Annotated in this window: 21 protein-coding genes; 8 read left to right on the top strand and 13 right to left on the bottom strand. The window is 75.3% G+C overall.

Going from position 1 to position 22,523, the window contains the following annotated elements; translation table 11 throughout:
- Positions 1–87 precede the first annotated feature (87 nt).
- From ACZ6ZI_RS07130 to ACZ6ZI_RS07115, 4 genes are all read right to left on the bottom strand, one after another.
- Complete coding sequence (locus ACZ6ZI_RS07130; protein ID WP_469517207.1) at positions 88–699, bottom strand: Rv1733c family protein; 612 nt, start codon at positions 697–699, stop codon at positions 88–90.
- A gap of 364 nt (positions 700–1,063) precedes the next feature.
- A complete protein-coding gene (locus ACZ6ZI_RS07125; RefSeq protein WP_469517202.1) occupies positions 1,064–1,888 on the bottom strand; it encodes an MOSC domain-containing protein in 825 nt (274 codons plus the stop codon).
- An 81-nt stretch (positions 1,889–1,969) separates the two neighbouring features.
- A complete protein-coding gene (locus ACZ6ZI_RS07120) occupies positions 1,970–2,503 on the bottom strand; it encodes a DUF6643 family protein (RefSeq protein ID WP_469517200.1) in 534 nt (177 codons plus the stop codon).
- A 246-nt stretch (positions 2,504–2,749) separates the two neighbouring features.
- A complete protein-coding gene (locus tag ACZ6ZI_RS07115) occupies positions 2,750–3,925 on the bottom strand; it encodes a glycosyltransferase (RefSeq protein ID WP_469517198.1) in 1,176 nt (391 codons plus the stop codon).
- Between the two features lie 157 nt (positions 3,926–4,082).
- Between ACZ6ZI_RS07115 and ACZ6ZI_RS07110 the strand changes: the two genes are divergently transcribed.
- The gene (locus tag ACZ6ZI_RS07110; RefSeq protein WP_469517195.1) at positions 4,083–4,883 is read left to right on the top strand and encodes a glutamate racemase; all 801 of its coding nucleotides are present in this window, start codon (positions 4,083–4,085) and stop codon (positions 4,881–4,883) included.
- 108 nt (positions 4,884–4,991) lie between these two features.
- A complete protein-coding gene (locus tag ACZ6ZI_RS07105) occupies positions 4,992–6,251 on the top strand; it encodes a hypothetical protein (protein WP_469517193.1) in 1,260 nt (419 codons plus the stop codon).
- Between the two features lie 299 nt (positions 6,252–6,550).
- Here the strand turns inward: ACZ6ZI_RS07105 and ACZ6ZI_RS07100 are convergent, their stop codons facing one another.
- Both ACZ6ZI_RS07100 and ACZ6ZI_RS07095 read right to left on the bottom strand, forming a co-directional pair.
- Positions 6,551–7,486: an ADP-ribosylglycohydrolase family protein gene (locus ACZ6ZI_RS07100; RefSeq protein ID WP_469517190.1), complete on the bottom strand. Its 936-nt coding sequence runs from the start codon at positions 7,484–7,486 to the stop codon at positions 6,551–6,553.
- Positions 7,483–8,082, bottom strand: coding sequence for a TetR/AcrR family transcriptional regulator (locus tag ACZ6ZI_RS07095; protein ID WP_469517188.1), 600 nt, complete (start codon positions 8,080–8,082; stop codon positions 7,483–7,485). Before ACZ6ZI_RS07095 ends, ACZ6ZI_RS07100 begins: the two co-directional genes overlap by 4 nt.
- Before the next feature lie 89 nt (positions 8,083–8,171).
- Between ACZ6ZI_RS07095 and ACZ6ZI_RS07090 the strand changes: the two genes are divergently transcribed.
- The 4 genes from ACZ6ZI_RS07090 (at position 8,172) to ACZ6ZI_RS07075 (ending at position 12,226) form a co-directional block, all read left to right on the top strand.
- Positions 8,172–9,248: an FAD-dependent oxidoreductase gene (locus ACZ6ZI_RS07090; RefSeq protein WP_469517186.1), complete on the top strand. Its 1,077-nt coding sequence runs from the start codon at positions 8,172–8,174 to the stop codon at positions 9,246–9,248.
- Between the two features lie 205 nt (positions 9,249–9,453).
- The gene (locus tag ACZ6ZI_RS07085; RefSeq protein ID WP_469517183.1) at positions 9,454–9,969 is read left to right on the top strand and encodes a hypothetical protein; all 516 of its coding nucleotides are present in this window, start codon (positions 9,454–9,456) and stop codon (positions 9,967–9,969) included.
- A gap of 55 nt (positions 9,970–10,024) precedes the next feature.
- On the top strand, positions 10,025–11,713 hold the full coding sequence (gene lnt / locus ACZ6ZI_RS07080; protein WP_469517180.1) for an apolipoprotein N-acyltransferase: 1,689 nt from the start codon (positions 10,025–10,027) through the stop codon (positions 11,711–11,713).
- A 27-nt stretch (positions 11,714–11,740) separates the two neighbouring features.
- A complete protein-coding gene (locus ACZ6ZI_RS07075) occupies positions 11,741–12,226 on the top strand; it encodes an NUDIX hydrolase (protein WP_469517177.1) in 486 nt (161 codons plus the stop codon).
- 157 nt (positions 12,227–12,383) lie between these two features.
- Here ACZ6ZI_RS07075 and ACZ6ZI_RS07070 read toward each other — a convergent pair whose 3' ends face one another.
- Together ACZ6ZI_RS07070 and ACZ6ZI_RS07065 are read right to left on the bottom strand one after the other, a co-directional pair.
- Entirely contained in the window at positions 12,384–13,127 is a 744-nt protein-coding gene (locus tag ACZ6ZI_RS07070) for a trypsin-like serine peptidase (RefSeq protein ID WP_469517174.1), read from the bottom strand.
- Between the two features lie 144 nt (positions 13,128–13,271).
- Positions 13,272–14,777 (bottom strand): glycosyltransferase family 39 protein, encoded by a 1,506-nt coding sequence (locus tag ACZ6ZI_RS07065; protein WP_469517169.1) that lies wholly within the window; start codon positions 14,775–14,777, stop codon positions 13,272–13,274.
- Positions 14,778–14,937: 160 nt separating this feature from the next.
- Here ACZ6ZI_RS07065 and ACZ6ZI_RS07060 point away from each other — a divergent pair, with 160 nt between their 5' ends.
- The gene (locus ACZ6ZI_RS07060) at positions 14,938–16,227 is read left to right on the top strand and encodes an ATP-binding protein (protein WP_469517166.1); all 1,290 of its coding nucleotides are present in this window, start codon (positions 14,938–14,940) and stop codon (positions 16,225–16,227) included.
- Between the two features lie 344 nt (positions 16,228–16,571).
- Positions 16,572–16,892, top strand: a complete 321-nt coding sequence (locus ACZ6ZI_RS07055) for a DUF6191 domain-containing protein (protein WP_363054203.1) — start codon at positions 16,572–16,574, stop codon at positions 16,890–16,892.
- A gap of 94 nt (positions 16,893–16,986) precedes the next feature.
- On the opposite strand, the gene ACZ6ZI_RS07050 is transcribed toward ACZ6ZI_RS07055, so the two are convergent.
- From ACZ6ZI_RS07050 to ACZ6ZI_RS07030, 5 genes are all read right to left on the bottom strand, one after another.
- Positions 16,987–17,589 (bottom strand): hypothetical protein, encoded by a 603-nt coding sequence (locus ACZ6ZI_RS07050; protein WP_469517162.1) that lies wholly within the window; start codon positions 17,587–17,589, stop codon positions 16,987–16,989.
- Positions 17,586–19,226, bottom strand: a complete 1,641-nt coding sequence (locus ACZ6ZI_RS07045; protein WP_469517159.1) for a serine/threonine-protein kinase — start codon at positions 19,224–19,226, stop codon at positions 17,586–17,588. The genes ACZ6ZI_RS07050 and ACZ6ZI_RS07045 overlap by 4 nt, the downstream gene beginning before the upstream one ends.
- A gap of 251 nt (positions 19,227–19,477) precedes the next feature.
- Complete coding sequence (locus tag ACZ6ZI_RS07040) at positions 19,478–20,734, bottom strand: Tm-1-like ATP-binding domain-containing protein (RefSeq protein WP_469517157.1); 1,257 nt, start codon at positions 20,732–20,734, stop codon at positions 19,478–19,480.
- A gap of 48 nt (positions 20,735–20,782) precedes the next feature.
- Positions 20,783–21,295, bottom strand: coding sequence for an NUDIX hydrolase (locus ACZ6ZI_RS07035; RefSeq protein ID WP_469517154.1), 513 nt, complete (start codon positions 21,293–21,295; stop codon positions 20,783–20,785).
- A 54-nt stretch (positions 21,296–21,349) separates the two neighbouring features.
- The gene (locus ACZ6ZI_RS07030; protein ID WP_469517151.1) at positions 21,350–22,462 is read right to left on the bottom strand and encodes a cation diffusion facilitator family transporter; all 1,113 of its coding nucleotides are present in this window, start codon (positions 22,460–22,462) and stop codon (positions 21,350–21,352) included.
- Positions 22,463–22,523 lie beyond the last annotated feature (61 nt).

The following is a 22,523-nucleotide window of genomic DNA, read 5'->3' as shown; positions in this document are numbered from 1 at the left end:
AGCGACCGGAGCCGTTCACAGCCGCCGAAGGGGCCGAAGCGGCCCCACGGGCCACGGTAGCGCGCGCGGGGCCGGTGAGTGGCCAGGTCAGCTGCCCGCACCCGCCCGACCCCAGTCGGGCCCGGCGGCGGCCCACGCGCGGTCCAGGCGCGTGTACCGCCGATGCATGAGGCGTCGTACGACCAATCGTCGGACCGTCTCCACCAGAGCCGCCGCCGTCAGCGCGGCGGCCAGGCCGGCCACGCCCGCGTGGAAGGACGCGGAGGAGGGGTCGAGCGGTTGCCCGACGAGGCGACCGCGGATGTCGGTCCATATGCGGAACCGGTCGCCGGGGCGCGGTGGTTCCTCCGCCGCCGGCACCGTCCCCTGGTGACTGCTGCCGTCGGGCGCCGTCCAGGAGGCGACGATCCGCGTCCGCTCCGGGGACTGGCGCTGCGCCGACGGGTCGGTCGCCGATCCGGCGACCGCGCCCGCGGCGGGCCGGACCACCACGGCCGGCACGAGGTAGCGCTCGTGCCGCTGCTCGCGCGCGGCCCGCTGGAGCGTCCCGTCCACTTGGAGGCCGGCGACCCAGCCGACGGCCGGAGCCACCAGCAGGAAGCAGACCAGCGCGGCGAACGCCACCCACGCCTCGAAGAGATCGGTGCGCCGGCGCAGCGGGTTCCGCCGCCACCGCCACACTCCCATTGCCGTTCGCACCGTCCGGCTCCCCCTGCCGCTGCGAGTCACTGGTCTGCCTGCGCGTCCTAGCCTTCCGCATGCCCGGTGGACGCGCATTCCGGGACGCGCGGACGTCCGTCACCCGATCCGGTGCACACGCCCCGGGGCCGGTCACACGTCCTGATCGCTGCAACGGCCCCGCCCGGTCCGTTGGTTCCAGTGGACACCCGGAGCCCCCCGAAGGGGTGATCCGGCCCGCCGTGGTCAAGGCGTGCCCGAGCGCTCCTCCAGCCGGAGGACCCCCGGCCGGGCCTTCCGTCCCGTGTGCCCCGTGTGCCCCGTGTGCCCCGTGTGTCCGGTGCGTTGGGTGTGTTCGGATGCGGCGTCCGTCGACGGGACGCGACTACTCCAGGATCCGCACCTCGTCGCCCACCCGCACCGTGCCGGGGGTGACGGGCACCAGCTGCCGCCCGAAGGCCAGCGACTTCCCGATCCGGCGGTGCTTCGCCAGGGTCTTCAGCGGTTCGCGCCCGCGCTCGGCCGTGGCCTGGTCGGTGGTGGTCACGACGCAGCGACCGCATTCGCGGACGCCGCGGAAGACGGCGTCGCCGATCGCGATGCGCCGCCAGTGGTCCTCGGCCCAGGCCTCGGCGCCGGCCACCACCAGATTGGGGCGGAACCGGTTCATGGGCAGGGGGCCCTCCTGCGGGTCGTCGCCCTCGGCGATCCACGCGTTGAGGGCGTCCAGCGAGGCGAGGGTGGCCGCCAGCAGCGGGTAGCCGTCGGCGAGGCTGACGGTCTCGCCGGGCAGCGCGTAGCGCGGGTCCACGGGGCGGCGTACGGCCGGATCGTCCATGTGCACCAGGCGCGCGGGTACCCCGAGGTACGCGCTGAACCAGTCGGCGGCGGCGGACGCCGCGACCACGGTCTCGACCTTCTTGCCGAACAGGACCACCGGCTCCAGCGGGCCCGGTTCCGGCACCTCCACGACCAGGTCGGGCATGCCGGGCGCCGACAGGGCGACGCCTCCGCCGTCCAGCGGACGCGCGGAGGCCAACGCCAGCCGCGCCTGCTGGCGTTGCGTGATGACCGCGCCCTCGGTGTCGACGACGGCCCAGCGCCGGTCGCCGGCCGGCCCCCACGACTCCACGAGCGCCTCGTCGGGTGCGGTGCCGGCGAGGGACTTCACGGGGTGGACGTGGAGGGAATGGACGTACAAGTTCGGCATGGGGGCATTGTGACAGCCGCCCCGCCCCCGACCCCAGGGTGTTTCGCGCAGGGCACACAGGGCCCCGCGCGTCACGTCACGTCAGTAGCCGCGGCCCTGGTGGCCCCGACCGTACGGATCCTCGTACGAGGGGACCTGCGCCGCGGACGCCACGGGGCGCGGGGCGGCGGGGCGCATCGCCTCGTAGCCGCCCGCGGCGACCGGACGGGGCTGCTGCGGCTGGGGCTGGGGTGCGTACCCGACGCGGGCCGGCACCGGCTGCTGCTGCGGGATGTACGGCGCCGGCGCGTGCTGGAGGGGCATCGGCATCGGCATGCCCATCGGCGCGGGCATCTGCTGCTGCGGAGCCTGGTGCTGGGGGTACGGGTAGCCGTACCCCTGCGCCTGCTGCTGCTGGGGCATGGCGGGCGGCAGTGCGGGCAAAGCGGAAGGGAGGGCCGGCAGGTAACCACCGCTCGAGTAACCGGCACTGGGCGACTCGTAGGCGGCCGGAACGCGGATCGGGGCGATCTGCGGAGTCCCGCGTTCGGCGACGAGGGAGTCGTAGATGGGGGTGTCCGGGAAGGAGGGCGCGGAGTAGTAACCGCCGCCATAAGTGGAGCGGGGGGAGGTCATGGGACCTAAGTTAAGCCCACGACTTCACGGGGTCCATAGCGAGGTGCCGTCAACCCCGCCCTGACCTGCATATTCCCAGGTCAGCGCCACACCTTTCACCAGACGTTCACGTGCACGATTCGCCACTTGCGCACCGGCTTGTTCCTACTCGTACTCACCGGTTGGTCGTTACACCCTGTTGTCGTCGACGCGTCGTCACGCCCGCGTGACCTCGGATGACGTACGCACGGTGATCACCCGCGGGTTTCACGCGTCGCCGGGACGGGCATAGGTACGGCCCTTCCAGGCCGCCCCCCGCCCCCGGTAGTGCCGCACCGCCGAGTCGACGGTCATCAACAGGTACAGCAGCGCCGTGAACGGAAGCAGCGGGGCGAGCGCGGGGGAGCGGCGGTGGTAGCGCAGCATCGGCAGGTACGTCCCGGCCATCAACAGCCAGGCGAGCGCGCCGGCCCACGCGAGGGCGGCCCGCCCCGAGGCGAGTCCGACGAACAGGGCGACCGGCGGCACGAGGTACACCAGGCACAGCCCCGCCACCGTCCCGGACAGCAGCGACGGCCGGTGGCGCAGTTGCGCGTACGCGCTGCGCGACACCATCCGCCACAGGTCCACCAGCCGCGGGTACGGGCGCACGCTGTCGACCCGCTCCGCCAGCCCCAGCCAGATCCGACCGCCCGCGTCCTTGACCGCGCGGGCGAGCGACACGTCGTCGATGACGGCCTGCCGGATGGAGTCCGGGATCCCGGCGCGGACGGCGACCTCGGTGCGCAGCAGCACGCAGCCGCCGGCGGCCGCGGCGGTGCGGGAGGCGGGCCGGTTGATCCGGCGGAAGGGGTACAGCTGGGCGAAGAAGTAGACGAACGCGGGGACGACGAGCCGCTCCCAGAAGTCGACCACCCGCAGTCGCGCCATCTGAGAGACGAGGTCGAGGCGGGCGGAGGTCGCGGCGGAGACGAGCTCGCGCAGGCTGTCGGGTTCGTGGGCGATGTCGGCGTCGGTGAGCAGGAGGTAGTCGGGTTCGTCGGCGTGGGCGCGACGGGCGTGGGCGATGCCGTACCGCAGCGCCCACAGCTTCCCGGTCCAGTCGGCCGGCGGTTCGCCGGGGGAGGAGATCACCGTGAGGGGCAGCCCGGGGTACTCGGAGGCGAGGCGGACGGCCAGCTCGGAGGTGCCGTCCGTGCTGCCGTCGTCCACGAGGACCACCTCGGCCTCGCCGGGATAGTCCTGGGTGAGCAGGGAGGGCAGGCTGTGCGGCAGCACCTCGGCCTCGTCCCGGGCGGGCACCACGATGGCGACGGACGGCCAGTGGGCGGGCGCGGTGCGCGGGGGGAGGCGGACGTCGGTGCGCCAGAACATGCCCTGGGCGAGGGTGAGCCAGAGCCAGACGGCGAGGGAGGCGTAGGCGGCGACGAGGAGGAGGCCCATGGCGGCAGTGTGCCGAACGGCGTGGGCGCTGTCGCGGACGCGGCGCTCACGGCGCGGCCGGATCGGGCGGCGTTGTGGGAATGTTTGTACCGATTCGTTGTGATGCTGCGGGGTCGGTGCGCTGGGGGGTGAGGGGGGCGTCGATTAAGGTGACCAGGTGAAGATCGCGCTCATGGACTCGGGAATCGGCCTCCTCGCTGCGGCCGCCGCGACGCGTCGGCTGCGGCCCGACGCCGATCTGCTGCTGTCGTCCGACCCGGACGGCATGCCCTGGGGGCCGCGCACCCCCGCCGACCTCACCGAGCGCGCCCGGGGCGTCGCGCGGGCCGCCGCGGCCCTGCGTCCCGACGCCCTGATCGTGGCCTGCAACACCGCCTCCGTGCACTCCCTGGAGACCCTGCGGGCCGACCTGGAGCCCGACATCCCCGTCATCGGCACCGTCCCGGCGATCAAGCCCGCCGCCGCGGCCGGCGGCCGGGTGGCGATCTGGGCCACCCCCGCCACCACGGGCAGCCCGTACCAGCGCGGTCTGATCCGCGAGTTCGCCGCCGGTGCCGCCGTCACCGAGGTGCCCTGCCCCGGACTCGCCGACGCCGTGGAACACGGCGACGAGGAGGCCGTCGTCCGGGCCGTGGCCGCCGCCGCCGCCCTCACCCCGTCCGACGTCACGGACGTGGTGCTCGGCTGCACGCACTACGAACTCGTCGAGGAACCCATCCGGGCCGCCATCGCGGAGCGCACCGGGGGAGCGCAGCCGGTGTACCACGGTTCCGCCGAGGCCGTCGCCGTACAGGCGCTGCGCCGGATCGGCGTGGCCCCCGCGCCCGAACTGCCCGCGACGGGCACCCTGACCGTGTTGCTCAGCGGACGCCCCTCCGCCCTGCCCGCCGCCGCCCTCGGCTATGCGGAGGGACGCCTCATCGCGGAACTCGCGCACGACGCCGCCGTCGGCCGCTGACCGGGGACCCCCACCGGGCCGGGGGGCGTGGGAGCGCCGGGAAGGCCGCCTGGCGAACCGCCCGACCACCCCGTTCCGTCGCCGGCCCCGCGCTCCCATACTGGGCGCATGATGGCCTACGCCAAGCACCTTCCCGCCGGCGTGAAACCGGCAAGTGACGTACGTGCCTGGGGAGTTCCGGAGGCCGAACGGTGGCGCCGGGCGCTCGTACCGATCATCTTCGCGCCCCTCGCCGGGAGTTGGTTCCTCGCGATCCCGGTGGCCGTCGTCCTCGCCCTGGCCCCGTGGGCGGGAGGCTCGGCGGACGCGGTCGGAACGACCTGGAACGACCACTTCCTGACGGCCCTTTCGGTGCTCCTGCCGCTCTGGTACCGGTACCTGCCGGTCGCGGCCGCCGTGTCCGCCGCGGCGCTCCTCGCGCGATCGGCGCCGGACCTCCCCTCCGGCCGGGTCGACGCCCTGCTGCTGGCCGCCCTGTCCCTGTGGGCCCTTACGGGCGCCCTGCTGCGCCTGTGGTCCCGCCGCCGGCAGGAGCGGATCGCCCGCGCGGCGGCCGGTCCGGCCCGCTTCGCGCCACCGGACCGCATGCCGCGCGGCCACGACCGCCGCGGCATGCGCGCCGTCACCGGCGGGGCGTTCCTCTGCCTGGCCGGGGTCGGCGTCCTCGTCGACGGGATCGTCGAGGACCTGACCGCGCGCGGGGCCGCTCTCCCGTACGACGCGGTGGGCCAGCAGACGGTGAGCCTGGCGCTGCTGGCCGTCGGCACCACCCTCCTGGGGCGGGGCTGGAGCGCCGACCGGGCCTCGCGCCGCCCGTACCGCGCGGGCCTGCCCGCGCTGGTGGTCGGCGTACGGGCCGAGCCGTCCGGGCACCTGTGGCTCTACCCCGACGCCGACGACACCACCGGCCGGCCCCTGATCTCCTGCCGCCCCCGCGAGGACGACACCCTGGCCGGGGGGCGGCTCCTGGCCGGTTGGGCCGACGGCCGGCCGGGAGCGGGGCTGCACGACGTCGACGCCCTGCGCGAGCCCTTCGAGGCGGTGCTGTACGGGGAGCCCCGCGAGGGCGTCGAGATCATCCTGGAGTACGCCGTCCACGACGGGTCGGGCTCCGGCATCCGCGCCTGCGTCACGGCCGCGCCCCTGTCGCCGCGCCGGCGCCACCGGTTGGGCCCGTGGACCCCGGCCGGGATCTCCCACCGGGCGCTGCGTCAGGTGCGCGAGCGGGAGGAGTGGGAGTCGAGCCGGCGCCGCAGGACCACCCGCGCGACGGCGACCGGTACCGCCGCCGGTACCGGCACCGGGGGCGGGTGCGGAGGCGACGGAGGCTGCGGCGGAGGGGGCTGCGGCGGCTGCGGCTGCGGCTGACCGCCCCCACCCGGCCCGGCCCGCGCGGCTCCGCCACCCGCCTCGGCGCCGGCCGTCCCCGGTTCCCGCCCTGCCCCGGCGCCCACCCCGCCCCGGTTCCCGCCCGGCCCTGGCGTCCCGGGCCGGGCCGGAGCCTCAGCCCGGCCCGTGCGCGAGGCGTCGCGCGAGCGTCCGCAGGGCGTCCGCGTCCAGCACCCGCTTGCCGAATCCGGGCAGCGGCACGTGTAACGGGGCCGTCGAGACGGCGGCAACGTCCCCGGTTCCCGGCCGGCCCGGGGGTCCCGGGCCGGGCCGGAGCCTCAGCCCGGCCCGTGCGCGAGGCGTCGCGCGAGCGTCCGCAGCGCGTCCGCGTCCAGTACCCGTCCGTCGAACCCGGGCAGCGGCACGTGTAACGGGGCCGTCCAGGCGGCGGGAACGTCCGCGGCCCCGTACACCGCCCCGGCCAGGGTTCCGGTCACGGCCGCGACGGTGTCGGTGTCACCGCCCAGGTCCACGGCGGCCCGTACGGCCTGCGCGAACCCGGACGTGGTGCGCAGCGCCCACACCGCCGAGCCCAGGCAGGGCCACACGGCCCCGTTGAACTCGGTGGCCCGGTCGGGGTGCCAGGCGGGGTCGAGCACGACGGCGTACCGCTCGCGGTGTCCCGGGTGCACGGCGTCGAGCACGTCCGGCAGGGCGGCCACGGGGTCACCCCCGTCCAGGGCGATCCGTACCAGCTCGTGGAGGACGGCGGTGCCCTCCCAGGCCGCCCGGTCCCCGTGGGTGAGGGCCGCGATCCGCCGGGCGGCGTCCATGGTCGCCTCCCGCCCGGCCGGGGCGAAGTACACGGCCGAGGTCGAGGCCCGCATCAGGGAACCGTTGCCGGCCGCCCGGGCGTTGACCTGGAAGTGCAGCGCCGCTGCCAGGTCCCAGGGCGCGCCACCGCTCAGCACGTCCTCGGTCTGGAGGCCGATGTCCTTCGGCGAACCCGCCGCCCAGCGCCGGAACCGCGCGAAGACGTCGGGCAGGTCGAGCCCGCCCCGCTCCAGCAGGGATTCGCCGACCAGGACCGCCATCTGCGTGTCGTCGGTGGCCTCGCCCGGGTCCCAGCCGCCGCCGGCGCGCATCTCCGCGCCGCGCTCGGACAGGGCCCCGGCGGGGCCGAACTCGTAGGGGGCGCCCAGGGCGTCGCCCACCGCGGAGCCGAGGACGGCGCCCTCGGCCCGGTCGAGCCGGGTCGGCGTGCGCGCGGTCACGCGGCGGGTCCGGAGCCCTCGGGGCACACGGTGGCCAGCAGGGCGTGCGTGAAGGCGTCCGGGTCGTCGAGCCCGGCCGCGGCCAGGGTGTGCGGGGTGCCCGCCAGCAGGTGCGGCACGGCGCCGTGCAGGGCGAGCGTCAGCGCGCGGGCCCGGTCCTCCCCGGCGGGCAGTCCGGCCGCCGCCAGCAGGTGTCCGTACGCCGCGAAGTCCGACGCGGCGATGGGGTCCAGCAGGTCCGTGAGCCAGGGGCGTCGGGTGGCCTCGGTCCGGAGCTCCAGGTACGCCAGTACGCGCGTGCGCCCCGGCCCGGCGACGTCGCGCAGCAGGTCGGCGAGGAAGGTGGCGAGTCCGGCCCGCCCGGACGGCCCCGGGCCGGATCCGGCGAGGCGTTCGGACAGTTCGCGGTACCGCTCCAGGCAGCGCTCGGCGACGGCCCGCAGCAGTGCGTCGCGGGTCGGGAAGTAGTTCTTGGCGGTGCCCACGGGCACCCCGGCGGCGGCGTCGACGGCGCGGTGGGTCAGTCCCCGACCGCCCGCCTCCGCGAGCACGCCCATGGCGGCGTCGCACAGCCTGCCCCTGCGGTCATGGTTCACGTTGCCAGCATAACCACACCCGTGGTACCACAGATGGGGTACCGCAGGTGTGGTGCCCATCGGGGATGGCGAGCGGGCGGAGGCGTGCCATGGGAGCCGTGAACAGCGGGGTCGGGACGGGTCGGGCGCTCGTCGTCGGTGCGGGGGTCGGCGGACTGGCCACCGCCGTCGGGCTGCGCCGGGCGGGCTGGTCGGTGACCGTGCTGGAAGGGCGGGCCGCCCCCGAGCGCTACGGCACCGCCTTCGGCATCCACCCGACCGCGCAGGGCGCCCTCGACCGCCTGGGGCTCGGCGACGCCCTCCGGGAGCGGGCCGTGCCGTACCGCACCGCGCACATCCGTCGCCCCGACGGCCGCGTGCTCGCCGCGCTCCCGCTGGAGCGGATCGAGCGCCGGGCCGGCCGGCCCGAGCTGCTCGTCTCCCGGCCCCACCTGATCGACGCGTTGCTCGCCGAGCTGGAGCGGCTCGGCGGCCCGCGCGTCGGCTACGGACACCGTGTCACCGACCTCGCCGCCCGGGAGGGCGGGGCCGACCTCGTCGTCGGCGCGGACGGCATCCACAGCGCCGTCCGCCGTGCCCGCTTCGACGCCCGGCTCGGCGCGCGCTCCCGGGTCCGTGCCGTGGGCACGACCGCCTGGATCGGCATCGCGGACTTCGAGACGTCGATCCACGGCGAGACCTGGGGCGCGGGCCGGTTCTTCGGCATGACCCCGGTGGAGCCCGGCCGCACCAACTGGTACGCGACCCTCCCCGCCGGCACCCCCGACGAGGTGCGGGCCGCCTTCGCCGGCTGGCACGACCCGGTCCCGCGCCTGCTCGCGCGCACCGACCCGAGCACCTGGATCCGGTACGGCATGCGCCACCTCCACCCGGCCCTGCCCACCTTCGTCACCGGCGGTCGCTTCGCCCTCGTCGGAGACGCCGCCCACGCCATGACCCCCAACCTCGGGCAGGGCGCCTGCACCGCCCTGCTCGACGCCGAGGCCCTCACGCGGGCCGTCGCCGAACACGGAGCGGCCGGGCTCCCCGCCGCGCTGCGCGCCTACGACACCGAGCGCCGCCGCAGCGCGCAACGCGTCGCCTTCGGCTCCCGGAGCCTGCACCGGCTCGTTTCGACCCGCCGACCCGCCCTGCGCGACGCCCTGGTGCGGCTGCTGCCGGGCTGAGCGGCCGAGAGGGGGCGGTTCGGACCGGTGAGCTGAAGTTTGGTCGAGGTCTACGGGGGAAGGCGCCCCGTGCCCGAAGCAGCCCGATCGGCCTGAACCAGCCTGACTCGGCCTGAAGTATCACGAACCGGCCAGAAGCGGCACGATGCGCCCGAGTGGCGTAGAGGCGGTGGCGTCCATGCGGAAGGTGAGTACGCTGCTGGACATGACGGCGCACCCCCCGGGTCCCCTGTGGACCGGCCGGGCCTCCAACCGCGCGCAGTGGCTGCTGGCGGTGGCCGGTGCCGCCTGCCTGGCGCTCGGGATCGAGCTCGCCGTCGACCACTCCTGGAACGGCGGCGTCGTCGCCCTCCTCATGGCCGTGATCGGCTGCCTCGCCGCCGGCCTGCTGATCCTCTTCGGAACCCTCGCCTTCGTGCACGTGGCCGTCACCATCGACTCCGAGTCCCTGACCGTGCGCTGCGGCCACATCGGACTGCCGCGCCGCACCATCCGCCTCGACCAGGTCGTCTCGGCCGAGTTCGTCCCGCGCATCACCCCGCAGCAGTGGGGCGGCTGGGGCTGCCGCTGGCGCCCCGAGAAGGGCACCGCCGTGATCGTCCGGCGCGGAGAGGGCGTCCGGCTCGGCCTCGGCGACGGCAAGGTGTTCACGGTGACCGTCGACGACGCCGAGAGCGCCGTCCGCGTCCTGCGCGCGCACCTGCGCGCCCTCGCCCGCTGACCGCCACGACGCCTCCTTACCGGTCCTCGGCGTGCGGGGACGTACACTCCGCCAGATGAGCAGCAGTGTCACCCGCGCCGCCGGAAGCGAGCCCTCCGGGGCCGCCGGTCGAGCCCAGGCGGATCCCGCGAACCAACACCCGGGCGGCCCCGGGAGCCGGAGCGAAGACCCGGACGGGGGCCCGCGCGCGCACGACGCCACGAGCGGCGGGACCCGCGCCCCGCGCAAGGGCGCCTGGGCCCTGCGGACCGTCCTCGCCGCGCTCGCCGGCGTGCTGCTCTACGTCAGCTTCCCGCCCCGCCCCCTGTGGTGGCTGGCCCCCTTCGCCCTCGCGCTGCTGGCCGGCTGCCTGCGCGGCCGCCGCGCCCGCGCGGGCTTCGGACTCGGCTTCGTCTTCGGCCTCGGCTACCTGCTGCCGCTGCTCGTCTGGACCGGCGAGGGCGTCGGCCCGGTGCCCTGGCTGGCGCTCGTCACCCTCGAAGCCGCGCTGATCGGACTCGCCGGCCTCGGCATCGCCCTCGTCGGCCGGCTGCCCGCCTGGCCCCTGTGGGGCGCGGCCGTCTGGGTCGCGAGCGAGGCCCTGCGCGCCCGGGCGCCGTTCGGCGGCTTCTCCTGGGGCAAGCTCGCCTTCGGCCAGGCCGACGGCGTCTTCACCCCCCTCGCCGCGCTCGGCGGCACCCCGCTGCTCTCCTTCGCCGTCGCCCTGTGCGGCTTCGGCCTCTACGAGGCCCTGCGCGTCGCCCGCGACCACCCCCGCCGCAGCACCGCGGCCGTCGCCGCCCTGTCCGTCGTCGCCCCGATCGGCGTGGCCCTCGCCGCCCGACCGCTGGTCTCCGTGGCCGACGAGGACGGCACGGCCGTCGCCGCGGTGATCCAGGGCAACGTGCCGCGCGCCGGCTTCGACTTCAACGCGCAGCGCCGCCAGGTCCTCGACAACCACGCCAACCGGACGATCCAGCTCGCCGAGGACGTCAAGGCGGGCCGCGCCACCAAGCCCGACCTCGTCGTCTGGCCCGAGAACTCCTCCGACATCGACCCGTACACGCAGCCCGACGCCCACGCCGTCATCGACCGTGCCGTGAAGGCCATCGGCGTGCCCGTCGCGATCGGCTCCGTGCTGGCCCCGGAGACGGGACCGCTGCGCAACACGATGATCCTGTGGGACCCGGTCAAGGGCCCCACGGCCACCTACGACAAGCGCAAGATCCAGCCCTTCGGCGAGCGCATCCCGATGCGTTCCTTCGTCCGGCTGTTCAGCTCCGACGTGGACCGCGTCCGCCGCGACTTCGGTCCCGGCAAGGAGCCGGGCGTGTTCGACATGGCGGGCACCGGCGTCGGCATGGTCACCTGCTACGAGGCGGCCTTCGACGACGCGGTCCGCTCCACGGTCCGCGCCGGCGCCCAGGTCATCGCCGTCCCCAGCAACAACGCCACCTTCGGCCGCACCGAGATGACCTACCAGCAGCTCGCCATGGACCGCATCCGGGCCGTCGAGCACAGCCGGACCGTCCTGGTGCCCGTCACCAGCGGGGTCAGCGCGGTCATCCGGCCCGACGGCACGGTCGTCTCGCAGACGAAGCTGTTCACCGCTGACGCGCTGGTCTCCGAGATCCCGCTCCGCTCGACGCAGACCCCCGCCACCCGCCTGGGCCCGCTGCCCGAGTACGCGCTGCTGCTGGTCGCCGCCGTCGGCCTCGGGTGGGTCCTGGTCCGCCGGACGGGGGCGCGCCGGACGGACGCGTAGGGTCCCGTGGTCTCGTAGGGTCGGGGCATGTCCACACCCGAGTTCATCCGCGCCATCCGCGCCCACGCCGGGCAGCGGCTGCTCCTGCTGCCTGCCGTGTCCGCCGTCGTCTTCGACGACGCGGGCCGGGTCCTGCTCGGGCGCCGGACCGACAACGGCGAGTGGTCCGTGATCGGCGGGATCGCCGAACCGGGCGAGCAGCCCGCCGAGACCGCGGTGCGCGAGGTCCACGAGGAGACCGCCGTGCGGTGCGTGCCCGAACGGGTCGTCCTCGTCCAGATGCAGCGACCGGTCGTCTACCCGAACGGCGACGTCTGCCAGTTCCAGGACATCACCTTCCGGTGCCGGGCCGTCGGGGGCCGGGCGCGGGTCAACGACGAGGAGTCGCTGGAGGTGGCCTGGTTCGACACGGACGCCCTGCCGCCCATGGGGTCCTTCGCCCTCGACCGGATCCATCGGGCGATGCGCGACGAGCCGACGTGGTTCGAGGCCGCGGGCGTCCTCGCGGAGTAGCCCGCACGCGGGACGCGCCGGGAGTCGGCCCCGGGGCCCGACCCGGGTGCTCCGGCCCGGGTGGGCCGGCCCCACGGTGCTCCGGCCCCACGGTGCTCCGGTCCGGGTGGGCCGGCCCCACGGTGCGCCGCCCCGGGTGCGGGCGGTCCCGTACCGCTCAGCCGGCGGCCGCCGCGTCCCGGTACAGGCGCCGCGCCGCCTCTCCCATGACGGCGCTGTAGGAGACCTCCGGGACCGTGCCCCCGCCCTCGTGGCCGCCCAGCACCCCCGCCAGCGCGCCGTCCGCCAGCCACGGGCTGCCGCTGGTGCCGCCGCTCAGCTCGGGGCAGTCGACGCGCCGCTGGGTGTCCGAGAACAGGGAGGTGGAGTTCGCGCAGCGCAGCGGCGCCTCCCGGTCGCTCGGGTAGCCGAGGACGGTCACCGTCACGTCGTCCGGCTGCTCGGCGGCCACCGGGAAACCGCCGACGAGATCCTCCACGCGCACCCCGTCGCGCGGGACGAGGGTCGCGAAGGCGATGTCGTCGTCGGGGTCCTCCCCGTCGGTCCAGCCGGGGGACACGTACACCCGGTCCAGCCGCCACACCCCGTACGGGGCCTTCCCGTCGCGGTAGCCCGGCGCGAACACGGTGGAGTCCGGGTGGTCGAGGCAGTGCGCGGCGGTGGCGATCAGGTCGCGGCCCGCGCCGCGCACCACGGCGGCGGTGCAGAAGTGTCCGCCGTCCAGGCCGCCCGCGAACAGCGCGCCGACGCGCGCGGAGGTCGTGTCGGGCGGCGCCTCGGCGGTGACGCCGAGGGGCGGTACGGCGCGGGCGTCCGGGACGTCCACGCTCACGAGCGCGGCCACCGCGGTCAGCGCGAGCAGGATCCGGGCCGCCCGCCGGGGGAGGTTGGTTTGGATCATGCACCGAGCCTCCCCGGCGAACCTGTGACCGGAGCCCGGTGGTCCATGTGAATCGGCTGTGAATCCGGGCCCGGCGCCCGGGGCGGGGCTTCCCGGGCCGGCGGCCGGGCCTGGGGCGGGCGGCCGGGTCCGGGGCGGCCGGGATCAGCCGCGGCGTTCGTACAGCGTCACCCGGCGCCCGCGCGTCTCGTGCTCCTCCACCGGGGTGAAGCGCTCGCGCAGGACCGCCGTCTTGACCCGGTCCCGGGCGGCGGCCGGCGGTTTCGCCACCCGGGCCGCGTCCGCGATCAGCAGGATCCGCGAATGGGCCAGGAGGGCGGAGCGGAGCGCGGCCGGGTCCTCGTCCTCCACGCCCTTCAGGGTGGCCGACGCCGCCGGGCTCTCGGCGAGCGCCACGTCCGCCAGGCCCGTGAAGGCCCGCGGGGACACCAGGGCGGTGTCCCGCCGGGCGGCCGGCACGAACACCACCGCGTCCCCGTCCCGCTTCAGCCGGGCCACCTCGGAGGCCACCGACAGGACGTCGTCGACCCGGCTCGCCGGGGCCCGCTTGCCGAGCTGCACCGGCAGCAGCGCCAGCACCGACACCCCGACCACGCCCGGGACGAGCAGCGCCGACGCCCTCGGGAAACGGGGCGCGCAGGCCCGTACGGCGGCGCCCAGCGCGGCGCCGATCAGCAGGGCGAGCCCCAGCATGCCGAAGAGCACGTACCGGTCCAGGTACAGCGGTCGTACGAGGGACAGCCCGATCAGCCCCAGCTGCGGCACCACCAACAGGGGAAGCCCGACCGCCGACGCCGACACCCGGGCGCGGTCCGGACGGTCGGCCAGGGCCGCCAGGCCGCCGATCGCGAAGAGGATCGCGGGGCCGATCATCATGTGCCAGGTGGTCGCGGGGATCCACGACACCTGGTCCGACTGGCCCCGGCTGAAGAGGATCAGCGGGGCGGCGCCCGCCACCGCCCCCGCCCCGTACGCCGACCAGCGCAGCCACACCCCGCGCCGGGCCCGTACCCACCACAGGGTCGCCGCGTGCGCGGGCAGGATCAGCAGCGACAGCCAGTTCAGCAGGGCGCACACCAGCACGACGAGCCCGTACGCCGCCCAGCGCGGCCCCGCGCGCCCACCGGCCGCGGGACGCAGCAGCGACACCAGCAGCAGGGTCGACAGGCCGGCGCCCGCCGCGACCAGCGCGTAGGGGCGGCCCTCCTGGAGGTGGAACTGCACGGCGGGCAGCAGCCCGAGGGCGAGCCCGCCGGCCAGGCCCGCCCAGGGGCCCGCCAGACGGCGCCCGAGGACGGCCACGCACGCGGCGGCGCCGGCGATCGCGAGCACGGACGGCAGGCGCAGCGTCGTCGTGCTCGCGCCGAACACCTCGAAGACGAGGTGCATCAGCAGGTAGTACAGGCCGTGCACGGCGTCGACGTTGCCGAGCATGGCCCAGATCTCGCCGGGCGTACGACCGGCCACCTGCCAGGTCGCCGCCTCGTCGCGCCACACGCTGTCCTGCCGCGACAGCCCCCACGCTCCGAGGGCGAGGGTCCACAGCACGGGGAGCAGCCACACGAGGTGTCGCCCGCGGCCGCCCGGGCTTCTGCCCGAGCGACCGCCCGGTATGTGGGTCGGGGGGCCGTCGGATATGTCGGAACTCATGAAGGTGCCCGGGTCCTCGGTGTGCGGCTTCGGCGGAAGATCCCAGTCTATGGACGCGGCGGCGGACTTCCGGACCCGCTGTTGTGCACGACGGAGCGTGAGCGGCGGGACCGGCGGCCCCTAGCCTCGCCGCAGGAGCACGAACGAGGGGCGGTACCCGGTGAACTGGCTCATCCACGACTACCGCGAGAGCGATCTCGCGGCAGTGGTCCATCTCATAGACACCACGGCCGAGCTCGGCCAGGAGTCCGTCTTCTCCCTCGCCGAGTGCATCAGCGCGCTCACCGACCGCCAGCCCTGCGTGGTCGCCGTCCACCAAGGCGTGCCGATCGGAGCGGCGCTCGCCTGCGTGACGGGGGAGCGGGCGTGGGTCATGCGCATCGCCATCGCCGCCGGCTGGCGCGGTCGCGGACTGGCCAGCGCCCTGCTCGTGGAGCTGGAGCGCAGGCTCATCGCCGCGCGCGTCGGCCGGATCGCCTACGTGCTGCCCGAGGAGGACCTCCTCGGCGAAGGCCTCCTGAACGCCGGTTACACGCGCCAACCGGCCGTCGCCTACTTCGAGAAGACCGAGCCGCTGCACGGCCCGGCGGCCGGCCTCCTCGACGACCTCGGCGGTCGCTTCCTCCAGGGGGACCTGTGGGCCAAGGTCGCCGGCATGGAGACGGAGAAGGACCTCATCGAGCGCCGCGTGGTGCTGCCGCTCGCCGAACCGGAACGGGCGGCCGCGCACGGGGTGCGACCCCCGCGCGCCATCGCCCTCTTCGGCCCGCCCGGCACCGGCAAGACCACCTTCGCCCGCGCCATCGCCTCCCGCCTCGGCTGGCCCTTCGTCGAACTGCTGCCCTCCCGGCTGGCCGACGGCGGGAACCTGGCCACCGCCCTGCGCGACGCGTTCGCCCGGATCGCCGAGCTGGAGCGGGTGCTCGTCTTCATCGACGAGGTCGAGGAGATCGCGCCCGTGCGCGGCGAGCCCGCGCACCCGGGCGGGATGCACGGGGTGACGAACGAGCTGCTCAAGCTGATACCCCGCTTCCGCGAGGGCGACGAACGGCTGTTGGTGTGCGCCACCAACTCCATCCGCTCCCTCGACCCGGCCTTCCTGCGGCCCGGCCGCTTCGACTACCTGATCCCCATCGGCACCCCGGACGCCGCCGCCCGCGCCGCGATCTGGTCGCGCTACACGGCCGGCCGCCAGGACGTGGAGGTGGCGGAGCTGGTCGCGGCGACGGAGCTGTTCACCCCGGCCGACATCGAGCACGCGGCGCGGACCGCCGCCCAGGTCTCCTTCGAACGGGACCTGGAGGCGGTGGGCGCGCGCGGAGCGGCCGCCGCGCAGCCGGGGGCGACGACGCGGGACTACCTCGCGGCCGTGGCCCAGTGCCGGCCCACCGTGACCCCGGAGATGACCACGGAGTTCGAGGCCGACATCACCGCGCACGCGCGGTCCTGATCCCCGTCCCCCGGTTGCGGCGGGGGACGGTTACACGTGAAGAGGCGGGGGACGGTTACACGTGAAGACGAGAACGGCCCGCAGCCACTCCCCAAAGCGGCTGCGGGCCTCCCGCGCGGCGTGGGTGCCCGCGCGGACGGCCACGTTCCGGTTGGGGTGATCGCCGGCTGGAACGTGACGCGTACCTGTGTCGGAGGGCGCCCTGCGCACCCTCCTCGACCTCTACGAGTCAACCAGCGGGCCCCCGCCCGCACCTCGGCCGGGCGGCCACACCCACCCCGGCCGAAAGGACCGCCCCCGCCCCGCCCTCCCCGCCGAACGGCCGACCGGGTTACCGTCGCCCCATGGGATTCGTCGTCTTCATGACCCTGCCGGGACTGGCGCTGCTGCTCACCGCGATGGCCTTCCTCGACCTGGCGCTCGTCCGCGCGGGCCGCGCCGGACTCCTGCCCTGGCGGTGGAACGGCCGCCAGGGCCAGATCTCCGCCACCGGCTTCGAGCAACTGCACGCGAGCTTCTCGCCCGGCAAGCAGAACGAACTGAAGGAACGCCAGAGCGCCCTCGTCCTGCGCGACGACGAGGAGGACGGCGCCCCGCCGCACTCCCGCGTCGACCTCGACGGCGGCCTCGCCGTGATCCGCGTCCCCGGCGCCGCGGCACGCTGACCGCCTCCGCCCCGACCCCCGACCCCCGACCCCCGACCCCCGACTCCCGCCCCCCGACCACCCGCGCGCCCGCGGACCGGCTCGGACGCTGCGGCTACGGGCGGCAGCGGTAGGTGAACTCCGTGGCGGCCGTCAGCCGGTCCGGGGTGAGCAACTGCAGCTCCGCGCGCGCCGCGTAGGCGCCCGTACCGTGGAAGGTCCACAGCAGGTGCAGGGTGGCCTGGTCGCGCCCGCCCGGCACGCGCTCGGTGAGCTCCTCCGAGCGCGTGCCGTCGCTGCGCACCCAGCGGTAGGTCAGGGTGCCGGGGCGCCCGTTGGTCCGTACGACGGCGACCACGTCGGCCGTCCCGTCGCAGCCCGGTCCGTCGGGCGCGGTGGCCACCGACACCGCCCGCACCTCGACGCCCGGCCCGAACCGCTGCCAGCCCAGGTATCCGAGCACCGCCGCCAACACCACCACGGCCAGGGTGTAGCGCCGCCACCCGCCACCGCGCCGCCGGACGGGCACGGGCGGGCCCGCCACCAGCGGGAACGGCGCCGGCATGGCCGCCGTCACCCCCGGCCCGAAGCGCAACACCGACCCCTCCACCCGGTCCGGGGCGGCGTCCCGCGGAGGCGGCGGTCCCGTGAACCAGTGACTGCCGAGGACGGTGGCGCTGTAGTCGTCGTCCCCCTGCGGGGCCCTGGGGTCGCTCATCGTGGGGGCTCCTGGTCCTGGCAGCGCGGCAGCGGCCGAGAGTCCGACGCCGACACGTTCCCGGCGGCGGGCTTGGTGGTGACGCGGACCGCGCCGAAGCAGCCGCGCCCCCGGGTGAAGGAGTGGCTCTGCACCACCGTGGCCAGGGAACCGGCCTGGACGACGACGGTGTCCCGCCCGTCCGGCACGGAGAGGTCCCCCTGCCGCTCGCCCAGGAACCACTCCAGGACGACCGTGACCGGCCCCGACCCCTGCGTCGCCAGCGACACCGTCGCCTCGCCCCGGTAGACCCCGGGCCGCAGCGAGACGTCCAGCTTGGTGACGCGCAGGGTCGGCGACGGCGACGGCGTCGGCGTCGAGTGGGTGGGGGTGTGGGTGGGCGTCGGCGTCGTCGTCCAGGTCACGGTCGGCTTCGCCGTCGGACTCGCCGTGGGGGAGGGCGAGGCCGAGGCGGTCGGCGTGGGGGAGTGCGTCGGTGACGCCGACGGCGACGCGGACGGCCCCGGCGAGGGCGAGACCGGCGCGGACGGAGAGCCGGACGGGGAGGCGTTCGGCCCGGCTCCCGGCGGGGCCGGGCTCGTCGTGGCGAACGAGCTGATCGCCGACGACTGCGGCGGCGTACCCCCGATCGCGTCGGTCGTCAGGACCAGCAGCGCCCCCAACACCAGCGCGAGCCCCGACGCGAACCAGCCGCCGCGCCCCGGCGCCCAACCCGAGGTGCCGATCGAGGTCTGCGCCACCGCCGTGGTGCCCGCCGAGGCGGCCCCGGCCGACGGGAACAGCAGGGGCAGCAGCGCGGCGAGCGCGGCGAGCTTGCGCTGCCCGCGCTCCTCCCACTGCGGCCCGTACGCCGCCACCGCGATCCGCTCCAGCTCCGCCACGAACGCCTCGGCGTTCTCCGGCCGCTGCTCCGGGCTCTTGGCCAGACCACGCCGGATCAGCGGACGCACGGCCTCCGGCGCCTCGGTCTCCGGAACGGGCGCCTCGATGTGCTGGACGGCCAACTCCGCGAAGTTGGTCCCGTCGTAGGGCTTTCGTCCCGTCAGGAACTCGAAGAAGGTGGCGGTGGCCGCGTACACGTCCGCGGTCGGCGAGGCGGGCCGGCCCTGCCACTGCTCCGGAGCCATGTAGGCGGGGGTGCCCGCCACCCCGGGGGTGTCGCCGCGCCCCGCCGCGATGCCGAAGTCCACCAGCTTCGAGGAACCGTCCGGCGCGACGAGCACGTTCTCCGGCTTGTAGTCGCGGTGCACGACGCCCGCCCGGTGCGCCGCCGCCAACCCCAGCAGGGAACCCTTGAGGACGACCAGCGCCGCTTCGGCGTCGGCCGGACCGGACTCCCGCAGCACCGCGCGCAGCGAGACGCCGTCGACCAGTTCCATCACGATCGCGGCGCCGTTCGGCGCCTCCACGTACTCGTACAACCCCACCACGTACGGGGAGACCAGCCCGCCGAGCAGCCGGGCCTCCGCCCGGAACTCCCGTACGAAGGCCGGGTCCTCCCGCAGTCGGTCGGAGAGGTACTTCACCGCCACCGCCGTCCCGGTGAGGTCGTGGACGGCGAGCACGACGCGGCCGCTGCCGCCCGCGCCGAGCTCGCGGACCTCGCTGTACCCCGGTACCGTCCAGCCGTCGCTCATCGTTCGCCCCCGTCCGTGGCGTCCCGGACCACCCGCGGGCGGCCGGCCGGTCGTCCCCCGACCAGCCACCCCCTTGTGACGTGGTTTCCGCCACGGCCGGTTCCCAACCACCGCGGACGTCACCGGAGTGTGACATCGGACGGAGCGTCGGGTCCGGGGCGGTACGCCTCGCGAGGCCTCGTGGCGCCTCGCGAGGCCTCGGGACGCCTCGGGACGGGAGGCGAGAGGGCGCGGACGGACGGCGCGCGGGCTCAGGCGGCGGCCGACACCGCGCCGATCATCGCGTGCAACCGATCTGCGGCGGCCCGCCCGAACGCCGGGTCGTTGATGTGCGTGTCGTAGTCGTACAGCGTGGCCGCACTGCCCCGCAGCCCGTCCCGCAGCGCCGTGAACAGCGCCCGGTCCGCGCCCGGGTCGTGGTACGGCCCGCCGGGCGCGCCCAGCGTGGACAGTCCGCGCAGCGGCAGGCAGACGGCGGTCGGCCCCGTCGCCGCCCGCAGCTTGGCGGCCACCCGGCGGCCCAGTTCCGCGCACTCCGACTCGGTCGTACGGATCACCGTGATCGACGGGTTGTGGACGCGAACCCGTCGGTAGCGGGCCCGTTCGGGCAGGGTCTCCAGCGGCCCGAACTTCACCATGTCCAGCGCCCCCAGGCTGACCACCTGCGGGATCCCGGCCCGCCCGGCCGCGCTGAGCCGGTCCGGTCCGGCCGTGAGGATCCCGCCGCACAGGTCGTCGGCGAGTTCGCTGAGGGTCAGGTCCAACACCCCGGCGAACACGCCCTGACCGGCCAGCTTCTCCAGCGTGCGGCCTCCGGCGCCGCTGACGTGGAAGACCAGTACCTCGTAGCCGAGTTCCGTCAGCCGCTCCCGGGCCGCGTCCACGCCCAGGGTGGTCACGCCCGCCATGCTCGCCGCGACCAGCGGTCTCCCGCCCGCCCCGAGCCGGGTCGCGCGCCGGCGTTCCGGCCCGGACCGCGCGTAGCCCCGGGCCATCCCGGCGATGGCCTCCACGGCGTTGGTCAGGACCGGGGCCGAGACGCTGTTGATCCCGGCGATGTCCACCACGCTGTACATCATCGTGATGTCCGCGGAGCCGACGTACGGGGCGACGTCCCCGGAGGCCATGGAGGAGACCATCAGCTTCGGCACGCCCAGCGGCAGGGCCCGCATCGCCCGTGTCGCGATCGAGGTGCCCCCGCTGCCGCCTATGGCGAGCACCCCGTGCAGCCGGCCCTCGGCGTGCAGGCGTAAGAGGACCGCTTCGGCCCCCCGTGCCATCGTCGTCACGGCCGCGCCCCGGTCGGCGTCCGTGCGCAGGCGTGACAGTTCCGTTCCCGCGGCCCGTGCCACCGCGTCGCGCGGCACGTCCGCGGGCACACGGGGTTCTCCCATGATCCCCGTATCGACCAGTACCACCTCGACGCCGGCGCGCAGCAGTCGCTCGCGCAGCCAGCCGTACTCGACACCCTTGGTGTCCAGGGTTCCCACCAGCACGACGTTCGTCATATGTGCAATGTCCATGCACGTGGGGTTTGTTGGCAAGTAAAGGTCGGGTCAACCGTCCAGTAATGCCAACAACCTGTCCAGAAAGGGCATTTGCCCGATCATCAGCTTATTTCGGGCGGTCTCGGGGGTGAACCACGCCACCCGGTCCAACTCCGGGAACTCCCGCTCCCGCCCGGAGTGCGGCGGCCACTCCATCGTGAAGGTCCCCGGCACCATCAGGGCCGGATCGAGATCGCCCTCCACCGCCCACACCGTCACCAGTTTCCCGCTGCTGAGCCGTACGTCGTCCAGCGGCAGGTACGGGCCCTCCGGCGGCGGCAACCCCAACTCCTCGGCGAACTCGCGACGGGCCGCGTCCCGGGGCGCCTCGTCCGGCCCGTACTCGCCCTTGGGGATCACCCAGCTCCCGCCGTCGCGCCCCGCCCACAGCGGACCGCCCATGTGCCCGAGCAGCACCTCGAACCCCGGGCCGGCCGGGCCGTCCCGCCCCGCCGACGGGTCCCCGGTGCGGCGGAACAGCAACAGTCCGGCACTGCGCCTGTACCTCTTCGGTCCGGTCATGGCTCCATGTATCCCCCGCCGGGAGCTCCGCCTACCCCGCGCGGGGCTCCCGGGTCAGTGCGCGTGCGGGCCCTGGCGGTGGACGGGGCCGTGGGCCTCGGCGCAGTGCCCGTCACCGTCGTCCACGCCCGCCTCGCCGGGCCGCCCCACCGACAGCAGCGCGTCCTGGACGTGGTCCACCTGGAGGGTCGTGTGGGTGATCCCGTACTGCTTCGCCAGCATCCGCTCCAGGTCGCGGCGTACGGCGTGGCAGTCGCCCGCCGGCTCCACCAGGACGTGCGCGGACAGGGCCGCCTGCCCGGAGGTGATCGTCCATATGTGCAGGTCGTGGACCTCGGTCACCGGCGGGTGGTGCACGAGCCGGTCACCGACCGCGTCCGGGTCCAGGTGCGCCGGAGCGGCCTCCAGGAAGATCCGTCCGGACTCCCGCACGAGCCCGTAGCCGGCCTTCACCATCAGCACCACCACCACGAGGGTGGCGATCGCGTCGGCCTGGACGAAGCCGGTGGTCACCACGATCAGACCGGATACGGCCGTCCCGATGAACGCGAACAGGTCGTTGAGGATGTGCTGGTAGGCGCCCTCGACGGCCAGCGAGGAACGGTTCGCCCGCGAGATGCACCAGGCCGCCGCCACGTTCACGACGATTCCCGCCAGCGCGGTGACCAGGACCAGCCCGCCCTCGACCGGAGGGGGATCCAGCAACCGTCGTACCGCCTCGTACGCCAGCCACACCGCCAGCAGCAACAGTGTCAGCCCGTTCGCCTGGGCCGAGAGTATCTCCGCGCGCTTGAGCCCGAAGGTGAAGCCGCCGCGCGCCGGACGGGCCGCCAGCCGCATCGCGATCAGGGCCAGGACGATCGAGACGGCGTCGGTGAGCATGTGCGCGGCGTCGGAGATCAGCGCCAGCGAATGGGCCATCACGCCGATGACCACCTCGATGGCCATGAAGCCCCCGATGAGGCCGAGCGCGATCGCGAGCCACCGGCGGTCGGCGTCCGGATCCACGCCGTGGCTGTGCCCGGCGTGCCCGTGGCCGTCGTGACCGCGACCGCCGTCGTGGCCGTCGTGGCCGTGCCCGTCGTGGTCGTGCCCGTCGTGGTTCTGGGACCCCTCGTGGTCGTGGGACCCGTCGTGGTCCCGCGTCCCGTGCCCGTACCCGCTCATCGCATCCATCCCCCGTCTGTTCGGTTCCGACGCGTGAAGTGAAGCGCACCGCGAGCGGAAC

The organism is Streptomyces sp. NPDC103540 (assembly GCF_055584445.1).
Note: the sequence above shows the minus strand (reverse complement) of the source record. Positions and strands in the feature narration are given on the sequence as shown.